This window comes from Pseudooceanicola pacificus (assembly GCF_009789075.1).
Taxonomy (GTDB): Bacteria; Pseudomonadota; Alphaproteobacteria; order Rhodobacterales; family Rhodobacteraceae; genus Pseudooceanicola; species Pseudooceanicola pacificus.
Genome location: NZ_WNXQ01000005.1, coordinates 120353 through 133771, shown reverse-complemented (window position 1 = coordinate 133771; position 13419 = coordinate 120353). Strand labels below are relative to the sequence as shown.

The 13419-nt window shown below is 62.0% G+C and carries 17 protein-coding genes; 12 read left to right on the top strand and 5 right to left on the bottom strand.

Annotated features, from left to right (window positions below; all coding sequences use genetic code 11):
- The first annotated feature begins 40 nt into the window (after positions 1–40).
- From GLS40_RS10770 to GLS40_RS10730, 9 genes are all read left to right on the top strand, one after another.
- The gene (locus GLS40_RS10770) at positions 41–421 is read left to right on the top strand and encodes a type II toxin-antitoxin system RelE/ParE family toxin (RefSeq protein ID WP_160382726.1); all 381 of its coding nucleotides are present in this window, start codon (positions 41–43) and stop codon (positions 419–421) included.
- Complete coding sequence (locus GLS40_RS10765; RefSeq protein WP_160382725.1) at positions 418–720, top strand: helix-turn-helix domain-containing protein; 303 nt, start codon at positions 418–420, stop codon at positions 718–720. Before GLS40_RS10770 ends, GLS40_RS10765 begins: the two co-directional genes overlap by 4 nt.
- 67 nt (positions 721–787) lie before the next feature.
- Positions 788–958, top strand: coding sequence for a type II toxin-antitoxin system PrlF family antitoxin (locus tag GLS40_RS10760; protein WP_160382724.1), 171 nt, complete (start codon positions 788–790; stop codon positions 956–958).
- Positions 959–987: 29 nt separating this feature from the next.
- The gene (locus GLS40_RS10755; protein ID WP_160382723.1) at positions 988–1443 is read left to right on the top strand and encodes a hypothetical protein; all 456 of its coding nucleotides are present in this window, start codon (positions 988–990) and stop codon (positions 1441–1443) included.
- A 4-nt stretch (positions 1444–1447) separates the two neighbouring features.
- The gene (locus GLS40_RS10750) at positions 1448–1987 is read left to right on the top strand and encodes a 3'-5' exonuclease (RefSeq protein ID WP_160382722.1); all 540 of its coding nucleotides are present in this window, start codon (positions 1448–1450) and stop codon (positions 1985–1987) included.
- A complete protein-coding gene (locus GLS40_RS10745) occupies positions 1984–2190 on the top strand; it encodes a hypothetical protein (RefSeq protein WP_160382721.1) in 207 nt (68 codons plus the stop codon). The genes GLS40_RS10750 and GLS40_RS10745 overlap by 4 nt, the downstream gene beginning before the upstream one ends.
- A gap of 81 nt (positions 2191–2271) precedes the next feature.
- Positions 2272–2514 (top strand): FitA-like ribbon-helix-helix domain-containing protein, encoded by a 243-nt coding sequence (locus GLS40_RS10740; protein ID WP_160382720.1) that lies wholly within the window; start codon positions 2272–2274, stop codon positions 2512–2514.
- A complete protein-coding gene (locus GLS40_RS10735) occupies positions 2511–2966 on the top strand; it encodes a type II toxin-antitoxin system VapC family toxin (RefSeq protein WP_160382719.1) in 456 nt (151 codons plus the stop codon). Before GLS40_RS10740 ends, GLS40_RS10735 begins: the two co-directional genes overlap by 4 nt.
- 55 nt (positions 2967–3021) lie before the next feature.
- Positions 3022–4446 (top strand): DNA methyltransferase, encoded by a 1425-nt coding sequence (locus GLS40_RS10730; RefSeq protein WP_160382718.1) that lies wholly within the window; start codon positions 3022–3024, stop codon positions 4444–4446.
- A 54-nt stretch (positions 4447–4500) separates the two neighbouring features.
- On the opposite strand, the gene GLS40_RS10725 is transcribed toward GLS40_RS10730, so the two are convergent.
- Positions 4501–5679, bottom strand: coding sequence for an IS5 family transposase (locus GLS40_RS10725; RefSeq protein ID WP_160382717.1), 1179 nt, complete (start codon positions 5677–5679; stop codon positions 4501–4503).
- Between GLS40_RS10725 and GLS40_RS10720 the strand changes: the two genes are divergently transcribed.
- Genes GLS40_RS10720 through GLS40_RS10710 form a run of 3 tightly spaced genes read left to right on the top strand, consistent with a single transcriptional unit; the run spans position 5605 to position 10359 of the window.
- Positions 5605–7053: a type IIL restriction-modification enzyme MmeI gene (locus GLS40_RS10720; RefSeq protein WP_328598891.1), complete on the top strand. Its 1449-nt coding sequence runs from the start codon at positions 5605–5607 to the stop codon at positions 7051–7053. The genes GLS40_RS10725 and GLS40_RS10720 overlap by 75 nt on opposite strands.
- A complete protein-coding gene (locus GLS40_RS10715; protein WP_160382715.1) occupies positions 7053–9131 on the top strand; it encodes a DEAD/DEAH box helicase in 2079 nt (692 codons plus the stop codon). The genes GLS40_RS10720 and GLS40_RS10715 overlap by 1 nt, the downstream gene beginning before the upstream one ends.
- Before the next feature lie 4 nt (positions 9132–9135).
- The gene (locus tag GLS40_RS10710; RefSeq protein ID WP_160382714.1) at positions 9136–10359 is read left to right on the top strand and encodes a GIY-YIG nuclease family protein; all 1224 of its coding nucleotides are present in this window, start codon (positions 9136–9138) and stop codon (positions 10357–10359) included.
- 185 nt (positions 10360–10544) lie between these two features.
- Here GLS40_RS10710 and GLS40_RS10705 read toward each other — a convergent pair whose 3' ends face one another.
- The 4 genes from GLS40_RS10705 to GLS40_RS10690 form a co-directional block, all read right to left on the bottom strand.
- Positions 10545–11084: a hypothetical protein gene (locus GLS40_RS10705; protein WP_160382713.1), complete on the bottom strand. Its 540-nt coding sequence runs from the start codon at positions 11082–11084 to the stop codon at positions 10545–10547.
- Between the two features lie 26 nt (positions 11085–11110).
- Positions 11111–11905 carry an SH3 domain-containing protein gene (locus GLS40_RS10700; RefSeq protein WP_160382712.1) on the bottom strand — a complete coding sequence of 265 codons (795 nt, stop codon included), beginning with the start codon at positions 11903–11905 and terminating at the stop codon, positions 11111–11113.
- Positions 11906–12048: 143 nt separating this feature from the next.
- Positions 12049–12543 (bottom strand): hypothetical protein, encoded by a 495-nt coding sequence (locus GLS40_RS10695; RefSeq protein WP_146178888.1) that lies wholly within the window; start codon positions 12541–12543, stop codon positions 12049–12051.
- A gap of 395 nt (positions 12544–12938) precedes the next feature.
- On the bottom strand, positions 12939–13391 hold the full coding sequence (locus GLS40_RS10690) for a hypothetical protein (protein ID WP_107978697.1): 453 nt from the start codon (positions 13389–13391) through the stop codon (positions 12939–12941).
- Positions 13392–13419 lie beyond the last annotated feature (28 nt).

Genomic DNA, 13419 nt, shown 5'->3' with positions numbered 1-13419 from the left:
TTGAAATGGACAAGTGTAACACTAAGTGTTAGGGAGGAGCGTGAGAGTATTCGTTGGAAAGGCGTTCAGAAAGTGGGCCGGGTCCGAGGCGATATCGGACGAGGACCTCTGTGCGGCCGCGAAGGAAGCGTTTGACGGCAACGTCGAAGCCGACCTTGGCGGCTACCTCTTCAAGAAGAGGATCGCGCGCACAGGCGGAGGCAAGTCGGGTGGTTTCCGGACCATCATCGGCTTCCGGAAGAAGAAATCCGATAGGATCTTCTTCCTCTACGGCTTTCCGAAGAGCAGCCGATCGAACATCACGCGCCGGGAAAAGGATGCCCTCTCGGTCAACGCCAAGGTGCTCATCGAGGCTGATGACAGCCAGATCGATGCGCTGAAGGCGAAGGGCACCATCGCAGAGCTGGAGTGCAAGGCATGAGTAACATTCTGGATATGGCCCACGACATGGCGAAGGACCTGCACGAGGTCGGCGCCATGGACGACATCACCATGCGCGTCATGGATCGGGTCTGCGTTCCGGAGAAACCTTCCTTTACGCCGGCCAGGATCAAGAAGATCAGGGCCAAGAGCCGTATGAGCCAGCCCGTTTTTGCCCAGTTTCTCAATGTCGGTGCGACAACGGTCGCTCAGTGGGAACAAGGCAAGAAATCCCCGGGTGGTTCATCGGCGAGGCTGCTCGACGTCATCGATCGGAAAGGCATCGAAGCCATCATCTGAGCTGGGGTCGAAAAAACCACCCTCATGGTCCCCGCCGCGAGAGGCTCGACTTGAGGAGGTTAGAAGGATGATATCGGCAATCGACCCAACGGTTCAGGCCTTCTTGGGCTTTCTCGAGCAGGAAGCCGCGTCCGACCCGCAGCGCCTGCGGCCTTTCGGCGGGCACATCGTCCAGCGCGCCGCCGACCTGGTCGAGGATGTTGAAATCGACCTTCTCGCACCATTCGAAGAAGACTGAACAGGGGCAAAATAACCGGAGATCCGATCATGCCGGACGACAGCGAAGCAGCTACGATATCGCCGATCCAGAGGTCGCCTGAGGACCTACTGGCAATGCAGCGGACCCGCGAGGCCGCACAGCGGCTTGATGATGATGCACTTGCTGTCACTTGCTGGCTGGATGCGGAATTCCCTGGTCTGATTATCATCATGGAACTGCAGCGACATCATAGCTGCGAAGACAACGAGATAGCACATGTTGAACCACGGGTGACGGATCGCCTCAGGCGGCATGAAGCACGCGATGCCGCGGAAAAGGCGCTCACGGCACTCGGATGGTCCTTCAAGCCCGAAGGGCGCGATGTCCGCTCAACCTTCCATCGCCCGTCTCAAGCGCAATCCGCCCATGCCCGCCTGGCAGATATCGCCCGCGTTCGTCGAGCGGTGAAGCAAGCGCACACCAAGAGATCCAGCTATTGTCCTTCAACGGCGCGCAAAGAGTGAGACCATGGATGCTGCAGTTGAGAAATTCGCGATCCTGGACTTCGAGGCATCAAGCCTGTCGGGGGCCAGCTGGCCCATAGAAATCGGACTCTCGTGGCTCGAGCACGGAGAAGTGCGCACCTGGTCCTCCCTTATCCAACCGGCTCACGATTGGGAAATCGACGATTGGTCGCCGCAGAGCGCAGCGGTTCACGGCATTCCCCTGTCCGAGCTCTCAGAGGCGCCCTCGGCAACAGAAGTGGCCGAAACCTTCTTCAAGGTCCTCGGAGGCCGCAGACTCGTCTCTGACGCCCCTGAGTTCGAGACACGATGGCTGGACCGCCTGTTCCGAGCTGCCGGGCGTGCAGAGAACCCTTCGGTCGAAGATTTCGACGGCGCATCTTTCGCGATGTTCGAGGGATATGCTCTGGACCTGCTCTACGAGACGGTGGAGCGACGCCCTGCCCCGCATCGGGCGGGGCCGGACAGCGCGCGTCTCGCTCGAGGCTGGCTGAAGGCGGCCGAGCATCAGGTGACATTTGTAATGGAAGGCAGGACCGCATGACCGAGATATTCACGACGGAGATCATCGTCGGGTGCGGCCTGCTCGGCGTCAGCGGCCTGGTGATGATCGCGAGTGTCATCATGTTGCGTCCACCGAGGGACGAGCGACCGAAGATCGACCTCGATGCATGTATCCGCGATGCGCCTTACCACCGGCTCGAAAGCGCGGGCATCAAGGTCATAGGGGCGGCCCCAGCCAACTGACAGGATCCTCGAATACAGAGGAAACTTGCCAGATCTCCGAACTGCCTTCATAATGCCATCATTTCGCAGTCAGGATGCGTCATGGCACAACTCACCGTCCGAAATGTCGACGATGCAATCGCCGCGGCCCTCAAGGAGCGCGCGGCGAAAGCGGGGCGATCCGCAGAGGCGGAGCATCGCAGGATCCTCGAGGAAGCCCTCCGCCCCGGACACAGGGCCGATTTCTTTGCCGAGGCGCGCACCAAGCGCGTGAAACTGGCCCCTGGTGCTCCGACCACGACCGAGATCCTGCGCGCGGATCGTGATCGCGACGAGGCGTCATGACAGGCGGCGAGAGCTTCGTTGTCGACACCTCCGTCGCGATCAAATGGATCGTGGACGAAGAGGACAGCGACAAGGCAGAGCTCCTCCAGGGCGCCGACATGGTGGCCCCCGCCCTCTTCCGGATCGAGGCCAGCAACGTCCTTCGCACCCTCGTCTCGAAGCAGGTCCTCGCCAACGAGCGCGCGATCGACCTCTTCCTGTTTCTGCAAACGGCCCCGGTGACGATCATCGACGCCGACGAGCTCCTGGAGCGACGTGCCCTCGACCTCGCGCTGGCGCTCGAGCACCCGATCTACGATTGCGTCTACCTGGCGCTTGCCGAACGCATGGATCGCCAGCTCATCACCGCCGACCGGCGGTTCATCAAGGCCCTTTCCGGCACCGAGCATGCGTCGCGGGCGCTTGCCCTCGACACCTTGGGATCAGCCGTGCAGGAGGAGGTCCGCCTTTGAGACGCCTTCCGCCGCGAGCAATATTCATTTCAGCAACGATTTTCCGAGTGAGCGCATGAACCCGACAGACATTTTCGAGGCTCTCGATGCCATTGCCAAGGCTCCCTTCGATCCGGCGGATTTCGGGTTCTCCTTCGCCGAGGCAACCGACAATGCCCAGGCGACGGTCTCGAAGCTCCGCGGCGGGTCATTGAACAGGTCGGACATCGAGGGCGGTGTCCTGATGAACCTCAAGTTCCATTACGCCCCGGCCGACGCGCTTGGGGTCGAGGCCACCCTCGATGCGCTGAAGGGCAGCAAGCGGACCGCGAAGCACAAGCCGGCGATCCTGATCGCCACCGACGGCGAGACAGTCGCGGCCGAGCATTGGAAGAGCGGCGAGCGGCTGCACTGCGCCTTCTCGGAGATCGGCGACCATTTCGGGTTCTTCCTGCCGGCCGCCGGCAAGGACCGGTATCGCCCGGCCGAGGAGAACCCAGTCGATGTGAAAGCCACGGGCAAGCTCGCGAAGCTCTACGACGCCCTGGTGAAGGCCAACCCCGACTGGGCCGCCGATGCCCGGCGCCACGACATGAACCAGTTCATGACGCGTCTGATCTTCTGCATGTTCGCCGAGGATGTCGGGATCTTCCCTGAGAACCAGTTCTCGCGTGCGATTTTCACCCATGCCGGCGACAAAGGCGAAGAGGCCCATGGCGTCCTGATCTCCGCCTTCCAGGCGATGAATCTGCCCAAGAACAAGCGGGCTGACCTTCCGGCGTGGAGCCACGACCTCGAATACGTCAACGGCGGGCTCTTTGCCGGCACGATCGACGCGCCGCGCTTCGACGTAATCGCCTTCCGTTACCTTCGCGAGGGCTGCGACCTCGACTGGAAGGAGATCAACCCGGACATCTTCGGCTCGATGATTCAGTCGGTCGCCGACCCGAAGGCGCGTGCCGAGCTCGGCATGCATTACACCAGCGTGCCCAACATCATGAAGGTGCTGGGGCCCCTTTTCCTCGACGAGCTCGACGCCGAGATCGACAAGGCGTGGGATCGGCCGAACGGGCTGCGCAAAGTGCTGGATCGGATGTCGGAGATACGGGTGTTCGACCCGGCCTGCGGCAGCGGCAACTTTCTGGTCGTCGCCTACCGCGAGCTGCGCGCCCGCGAAATCCGCATCCTGCGGCGTCTCGGCGCGATCGAAGGCCAGACCCAGATCCAGATGTGGTCGCAAATCCCGATCACGAACTTCTACGGCATCGAGATAACTGACTTCTCGGCCGAAACAGCGAAGCTCGCCATGTTCATCGCCGAGTATCAGGCGAATGCCATGTTCGGCGAAGCCTTCGGGCGCAAGCCGGCCGCGCTGCCGCTGAAAGGTGGCGCTAATGTTCTGTGCTGCAACGCCCTCAGAGTAGACTGGTCCTCATTCTGCCCTAACAGGCCGCTGAAGAAGTCGGGCTCGAAGGACGCTGTTCCTGCCGCCACGATTTGAAGGCGGTTCTCTGTAACATCGGCGGCGGACGCCGGGTCTGGGATGGTCTGCTTCTCATGCTGCCAGGAGTTTCGGCAACCTGGCCAGATTGCAGGCCGCCATTGTCATTGTGAACTGTGCGCGGACCCTGTCGAGGCCGCGGTGGACGGTCTGGGCCATGCCGCCCACGGTCTTGGCCCAGCCGAAAGGTTCCTCGATCTTCTTTCGGCGCCGCTGAGACTGGGCATAGCCCGGATGCTGGGTGGTCCGGCCGTCGATGGCGGAATGCCGGGCCTTTTGCGCGACATGCGGCGTCACCACCATCCGCCGGAGCTCGGCGACGAAGGAGGCCGCATCGTAACCCTTGTCTGCCCCGAGCGTCACGCGCCGGGTCGAGCCCGGCGAGTGCCGGTTGATCATCTCGATCGCCGCCTCCCGCTCGCTATGGCCGTCGGCGTGGGTCAGGTCCGCCTGCACCACAAGGCCGTTGCGGTTTTCCATAAGCGTATGTCCCATGAAGCATAGCGCCGCCGCGGCGCCCGGCGCCTTCTTGTAGAGGCGGGCATCGGGGTCCGTCACGGACGCGTGGGTCGCGTTTGAGCGCTTCTCGCCCCGGAAGTTCACTTCGGCGTTGCGGGGCTGGCGGGGCGTGGCGGGCATCGGCTGGGTCTCGGTCTGCTGGGGCGGCTTGTCGGTGTCTGCGGTGGGCTCTTGGTTTGGTGGCGGCGGGTTGCCCGGATCGTCGTCGTGATCGGGTGGCGGACGGTCCTTCGGCTGAAAACTCTTCATGGAAGCCCACGCCTTCACCAGCGTGCCGTCCACCGAGAAGTGCTCGTCAGACAGCAGTGGCTTGACCTCAGGGTGCGCCAGGATCGCGGCCATGACCTTGCGCGACATGTCCGTAGTCAGCAGCCGGTCGCGGTTCTTGGTGAACACGGTTGGGACCCACACGGCATCGTCGATGCCGAGCCCGACGAACCATCGGAACAGCAGATTGTAGTCCATTTGCTCCATCAACTGCCGCTCCGAGCGGATCGAAAACAGGATCTGGAGAAGGCTCGCTCGGATCAGCCGCTCCGGCGCGATGGAGGGACGGCCGAAATCCGTGTAGAGCGCGTCGAACTCGGCATCGAGGCTCGCCAGCGCGTCGTTCACGATCTGCCGGATCTTGCGGAGCGGATGACCCGCAGGGACCCGTTCCTCAAGGTCCACATAGCTGAAAAGCGTCCCGCTTGCCTCGTCCGTCCCGCGCATCACACCCGCCTCCGTCTCCGTGACAGGGGTGAATCATGTTCTCGAAACCGCGTCGAGCCCGGTGTTTTTCAGCAGCCTGCTAAAGAGGACGGCGACGAGGTCTACATCGCAGGGAATCCACCGTATCTTGGTGGCAAGAAGCGCGAGGCTTGGCAGACGGACGATATGCGCTACTGCGGTCTCGAGGACGTCCTATTGCTGGATTACGTCACAGCTTGGTTCTTTAAGGCTCAGGGATATTCTCCGAGCGCATTCGCGTTTGTGGCGACAAGTTCGATCTGCCAAGGAGAACAAGTAGCCCCCCTTTGGAGCAGGCTTTTCAACGCTGGTCTGTCGATCAGCTTTGGTCATATGCCGTTCCAATGGCGCAATTCCGCAGCCGATAACGCTGGGGTATGGGTAGTCATAGTCGGTTTGCGCAATCGGCCCCGCAAACCGGTCAGGTTGTTTGACCAAGGATGGGTTGGAACTGGCTCCACCATCAGCCCATATCTGTTCCTCGGCGCTGAGACCTATGTCTCGGCTCGATCTACTCCACTGTGGAGGCTTCCAGAAATCGTCATGGGTTCGAACCCTGTCGACGGTAAGCGGTTGGTTGTCTCCCCGGAGGAAAAGAACCGCATCGTTAATTCACACCCGGAAGCTGAGGAGTTCATCCGGCCATATCTTGGTGGCGACGAGATACTTGGCGGGAAAGAACGATTCTGCGTTTGGGTCGATGACGACGCCGTGGAGAGAGCACAAGCCTGCCCTCCGATTGCTGCCAGGATAAGAGAGTGCCGGGAATACCGAAAAGATGCAGGTCGAGACGCGCGGCGCTACCAAGACCAGCCGCATCGATTCGCTTACCGCGGGACTGTGAAAGATCTTCCCTGCATTGCAATACCGAATTCTCAATCGTCAAAACGGCCCTATCTGCCCACTGCGCGAGTTCCAGCCGGCACCGTTGTAAGCAAGGAAGCATTTGCCGTATACACCACAGAAGACTGGGTGCTCGCCATTCTCTCTTCGAGAATGCATCAAGTTTGGCTTGCAACGGTCGGCGGTCGGATAGGAAACGGTTTCAGGTATTCCGGCACCCTCGTATATAATACCTTTCCCCTTCCCGGAATGACCGATGGCGATAGAGAAGAGCTGGCGGCGGCGGGGCGCCAAATTCTCAAAGCGCGATACGAAAATTATCCTCATAACCTCGACGAGCTCTACTCCGAAGGTAACTTTCCGAACAATTTAAGGACTGCACACGAGAAGAACGACAGAATTCTCGAGAACCTGTACACCGGAAAAACATTCGCGAATGATGCTGCGCGCCGGGACATGCTCATGAAACTCTACTCCGTTCGTGTTGCAAGGGAAAACGAGGAGGCCGCGTGATGGTCGATCTTGTTAAGGTCGCCTACGGGCGCACGGGCACATCGAAGACGACAAACGCCATGGGCATGCGGCCCATGCAGGCGCGGGTCTACGAAGCTCGCGGTGCGCAGTTCATCCTGCTGAAAGCTCCGCCCGCTGCGGGCAAGTCCCGGGCGCTCATGTTCCTCGGCCTCGACAAGCTCGAGAACCAGGGTGTCCGCAAGGTGATCGTCGCCGTGCCCGAGACCTCGATCGGCGCCTCGTTCCGGTCGACGGAGCTTCGGCCGGCCTTCTTTCGCGACTGGCATGTCGAACCGCGCTGGAATCTCTGCGAGAGCGGCGCCGAGGAAGGTTCGAAGTCGCAGAAGGTGAAGGCCTTCCGGGAGTTCATGGCATCCGACGACGAGGTGATCGTCTGCACCCATGCCACCTTCCGCTTCGCCTATGACGCCATCGAGGCCGAGATCGGCGCGGAGGCCTTCGATGACTGCCTGATCGCGATCGACGAATTCCACCATGTCAGCGCCGGCGACGATAATCGACTGGGCGAGATCCTGCGCCGCCTGCTCGTGCGCGAGAAGGCGCATGTCGTGGCGATGACCGGCAGCTACTTCCGCGGGGACAGCATCCCGGTCCTGCGGCCCGAGGACGAGGCCAAGTTCCGCTCGATCACCTACTCCTACTACGAGCAGCTCGATGGCTACGAGCATCTCAAGTCGCTCGGGATCAGCTACAGCTTCTACCGGGGCAAATACATCTCGGCGATCCCGGACGTTCTCGACACCGACCTCAAGACCATCGTGCACATCCCGCACCGCGGCTCGGCCGAGGCCTATGGGGAGAAGAACGACGAAGTTGGTCGGATCATCGACGCCATCGGCGAGCATGTTGGTCGCGACGAGGAAACCGGCTTCGATCTGGTCCGCCGCAAGTCGGACGGGAAGATCCTCAAGGTCGCGGACCTGGTGAATGACAACGAGGAGCGCGGCGGCGTGAAATCTGCCCTGACCCGCGAGATCACCGGCCCCGACGGCCGCCGCGACGACGCGGCCGACCGCGACAAGGTCGACATCATCATCGCGCTCGGCATGGCCAAGGAAGGCTTCGACTGGCCCTGGTGTGAGCACGCCCTGACGATCGGCTACCGCTCCTCGCTCACCGAGATCGTCCAGATCATCGGCCGCGCCACCCGGGATGCCGCGGGCAAGGCGCACGCGCAGTTTACGAACCTGATCGCCGAGCCCGGCGTCGAGACGACGGTCGTGGCCGACGCGGTCAACGACATGCTGAAGGCGATCTCTGGCGCCCTGCTGATGGAGCAGGTCCTGCAGCCCAACTTCCGCTTCTACCGCCGCGAGGACGGCGACATCCGTGAGCCGATCGAGGTCGACGACACCGGCACCGTCCATATCGGCATCAAGGGCCTGATGGAGCCGCCGACGAACCGATCGAAGGCGATCTGCGAGAACGACATGCAGGACCTGATGGCGAAGGCCTGCCAGGCCATGGACCGCAGAACCGTCGGCGACGACATCGCACCCGAGGTCGCGACGCAGATGGTCCTCACCGACATCATCGAGAAGAGCTACGAGAACCTCTCCGCCGACGAGACCGAGGCCATCCGCCAGGACTTGGCCGCGCGCATGAACATTGCCAACCTCGCCCGGCGGGAAGCCGAGAGGGACCAGGAAAAGGCAGAGGCTGAGGGCGGCAACAGAGACGCCGAGGAGGACGAGATCGAGAGCGCGCCCGATGGCATGAACCTGATCAACATGGTGAAGAAGTTCATCAACGTCCGCGAGCTCGACATCGACCTGATCGACGGGATCAATCCGTTCCGCGAAGGCTTCGATGTCGCCTCGAAGGCCCTCGACACGCCGCTGCTCAAGCAGATCCAGAGCGCCATGGTCGCACAGCGCATCCAGATGACCGAGGACGAGGCGCGTACGCTCTGGCCCCGCATCAAGCGCTTCCGCGAGGCAGAGGGGCGAGAGCCCAACCCGCACGCCGCGGATCCCCTGGAGAAGCGCATGGCCGAGGCCCTCGCCTACATCAGGTCCAAGAAGGCGGAGCGGTTGCGCTCGGCCGCCGCGGAGTGAACGCATGCCGCGGCCCACGCTTGACGAGATCTTCGACGAGCCGGACGAGTTCGGCCTCCTCGATGTCCGGCTGAAACCGCGCGGCACGCGGCCGCCGGAACTCGAACGGGATGCCGGGCTCGTGCGCGAGGTGAACGACTTCTACGACCGGCACGTTCGGCTGCCCAACGAAAATGCCTCCGACCACGACGAGATGCGGCTCGGAACGATCTGGAGCGGCCTTGCAGGACGCGCCGACCCTGACGTCTTCGCGGACGTCGACCGCAACGGGCTCCTCGCCATGACGCCTGTGGAAGAGGCCCCTCCAGCCCGGGATTGGCGCGACGACCCGCTCGAGGACGAGATCCCCGACAGCCTGGACGACATCTTCGACGAGGACGACGGGGACGTCTCCGAGGCCTTCACCCGGATCCAGAACGTCACGCCGGTCGCCGAGCGCCACCTGCCGGACCATCGTGCCGAGTTCTTCCCCTGCCCCGACTTCGAGGTCTTCCAGCCCGCCTTCGAAGAGCTCCAGGGTGAGCTCGAGACCGGTATGCGAGAGGCGACGGCCGTCGGCTCACGAGAGGTGATCGACGTGCAGGAGGGCGGCTACTTCATCCGCAATGGCCTGCTCGCCTACATCGCCGAGAAGGCAGAGATGACCGCGCGCGGCGGCAAGCGGGATCACCGCCTCCGGGTCATCTTCTCCAACGGCACCGAGAGTGACCCCCTGATCTCCTCGTTCCGAAAGGCGCTCGCCGCGGACCCGACAGCAAGGGTCATCCATCGTCCCGGCATCGGCCCGCTCGATCCGGACTGGGAAGCCGACCAACTCGACCTCACAGGCACGATCTACGTCGCGCGCAGCCGCTCCACCGAGCCGGCCATCGCCGAGGTGCGTGACATCCTCCTCAAGATCGGCGTCACCACCCAGGATGTGCAGAGGCGCCTTGCGGACGCCCGGAACGACCCGACCTTCCTGCTCGCCCCTGTCGACGTCGTGGCGACCTACGAGCTGAAGAACCTCTCCAGGCGCAAGGTCGAGGATCTGCTGCATCGCTTCTTCGACACGGCCCGGCCGCGGGATCTCTGGATCCGGGATCGGTTCGGCAAGCGCATCTATCCACGCGAGTGGTTCTATGTCCTGCCCGAGCACGTCAGCCAGGCCGTGGCGGCGATCCGGAACGGCACCCTGCATGAGCTGCGCTACGACCCCGCGAGCCAGAAGATCGTCCGCAAAAACTGACTATGGGGCCTCGATCGGCACCGTTGGCGGCCAAGACCCAGCGCACCCGCCGCGGAGACAGCTCCGCCTTCAGCCTCCACTCTGCCGGATGATTGGTTGGCCCCCGCAGGGGTTGGGGCTGGGAGCCAGTTCGTCGACGGTTGAAACCGCGCCGAATGGCGTGAGCCGGCCAGTCCGGGACGCCCTTACTCCGCCTTCTTCAGGGCCGTGTCAAAATGCCCCTCGACCGGAAGACAGTCCTCCTTGTCAGCATCGGCAAAGAAGCTGTCCTTGCGGCACAACTGCGCGGAAAAGCTGCCTGTGATCGTCGACCCCTCTTCTTCGAGGGAGAGCGTGTCGAGCGAGATGCTCAGGTCGCCCCCGATCTCCTCGTTCATGTAGAAGGGGGCATTCATGCCCTCTGGCCACCACGACACAGAGGCATCCATCATCGCGGCCGAGGCGTCTGTGCCCATAAGGGATATCTCGATCGTCAAGATGCCCTGCATGATGCTCTCCGCGTCCGGGTCATGTGCCTGGATGCTCAGGGAGGACACCGGACCGAAGGTGCGCCATTCCGCGGTAGAGGTTCCTTCGGAAGGAACGTCGAGGGTTTCACCCTCGTAGGCCGCCTCGCCGATGGTGGCGGTTACCGCGCCGACCGGGACCGTCTCGATCTGGGCCGTCGCCGTCTGGGAAATCATCAGCAGACCGGTCACAAGGACCGAAAGAAGTTTCGTGTTCATAATAGTCTCCATAGGTCTTGCGCCACTTACGGGAATGTCCTGCCGTCATGTTCGACGCGGAAGATACGCAACGGCGCGCCAGGCCGGCCCGTTTCTGGGCGCAGCCGGAAGACGGCGGTGTGCGTCCGCCCGAAATTCTCAATCCGAACATTGATGGTGATCATGCCGCGGACCATGGGCTGTTCGGGATCGGGTTGCGGGACACTTACGGTGCCATCGAAATCCTGCGCACCATAGATCGGGTCGGCCTGAAGCGGTGTCGCTTGCATGGCCGCCACGACATCAGCGGAGAAAAAAGTGCCCGCATTCGCCGGATCGAGCGGGTCCGGCCCGCCCATCCGTGCCAGGCGCGCGCTCTCATATAGGGCGCGGACAAGCTCCTGCGCCTCGCGGATCATTGCATCACCCGGCGCCTCGTCCGTATCGGCGGCGGGCGTCTCTACCTGCTCGTAGCCTTCGCCAATCAGGTAGCGTTGTGCCACCCAGCCGGCCTTGCTCATGTCCGCCGAACGCACCAGGCACCATCGTGGCGGCAGAGCCTCGATCTCTGCCTCGGTCATGGTTGAGTAATGCGCCATGGTGAAGAACGGCACGCAGGTGATCTCTTCCACCCCCCGCGCATCATGGGCAAAGGTCTCGATCACCGGATAGCCGGTGCCGGGCCCCATCCGAGCATTCAGAACATCATCTGCAGCAACCCCGGTCACCCGCCATGCATCGGGGCCATGCCCATCAATCTCCGCACTCAAGATGCCAGGCAGCAGGGAGACGCCAATGGCGGTCAAGACCACATCGAGCATTCTGCGCGTATTCGTTGTCATGATACCTCCAGCACTTCGCAGCTCCGGTGCTTGCACCTTTGCGATGGAAAAGGATCGACCCGCCGACCTGGTTTAAGTCGGCGGGCAAGTTGCAAAGGTCTTCGCGATCCGTCGTCCTGCGCAAGTCAGATACGTTCTCGCTGCTATTTCGCCTCGACTTGCCACGGTATCGCAACAAGCTCGAGCGGCTCTGTCGTCCCACTTGCGTTAAGGAGCTGCACTGTCTGTCCCACTTTCATTCCGAGCAAGGTGACCCCGAGGAATGTCTTGATCGGGATACCTCCCTGATCATGTGCAAAACCATGGTCAAAGAGTGTCCTCGATTGTGGTGCCGTCCCCCTGATAGAGTAGGTCACACGTGAGCCCAGGGTGGCGACGTTTCCGGCCTCTTCTTTGGGATTCAGAATATATGCATCCTGAAGCTTTGCCCGGATCAGGTGGGACAGCAGAGGAAAGACACCGCCTTCGATAGCTGCGCATTCCCTCCGCAGTTCTTGCAGGTGCCAGAAGTCCCGCTTGGAAAGGAACGATTGGAGCGGTCGCATGGTCTCGACGCTTGCGAACGCCCGGCTATCAATCGCGGCAGCCTCGTTGCCTGATCTTCCAGCGAAAATCGCCATTTCATTTGATGTTCGCATATCTTCTCCTCGGCCTGCTCGACGCAAGCCTCAAGAATCCAAAGTTGTTGGTGAAGAAGATCCCCGAGCGTGGAGGTCAGCGCATGCGGCCCCCTGCTCGGGGCAGGGAGCGGTTCAGCAGAGATCCCGGAAACGACCGGCCTCTGATTTTGCATGAGAACACAAACATCGAGCCACGCTATGAAGTTTCCGGCGCCAAGTCAAACTTTGCCGGGTCCTCGGAACAGCAGATGCCACCACCACCCGCCGCGCTGACTCTTTCAGGCCGAGGCGGGAAACCTTTCCGAGAGTCGGAAAATGAAGACCAGTGAGGCCGTCCCGCCTCCAGGCAAGCCGTTGATGCCGATAGTCCCCGCTTCGGATGCTCCAGCGCCCGCATTAGTTGCAACCCGTCACTACACGGTAAAAGGCGCCCCCACCTGGGTTACCACCAATGACCGGGTGGTGCCGTCTTCGGACAGCAGCTTGGTGCGTTGCCCGGTCGACATTCCGATGAGCGTGGCCCCCAGGAGAGAGTGAATCGGGATTTCTCCGGCACGCGTCACCAGGCCGAAACTGAGAACCCCACTTTCGATATCTTTCCCATCCACCACGCAGGAAATGTAGCTGCCAAATGTGGCAACATCGGACGGTGCCGCACCCTCTATGGCAACGGCGACCTGCAGTTTCTGGTATAGAAGATCCAGCATGAGCTGGGAGTAGGCGACACTGCTGTTGCCGGCGAAGCTCAGAAATCTCTCGATTCCCAGCCGATCGGCTTTTGTCAGGCGGCACTTGCAATCCCCGCTACCCGCTTCCGGCTTTCCGTGTCGCGGTATCGTTGATCCCGTAACGTCAGGTATGGCCATGTTTCCCCCTGGAGTTGCCTCCGACAAT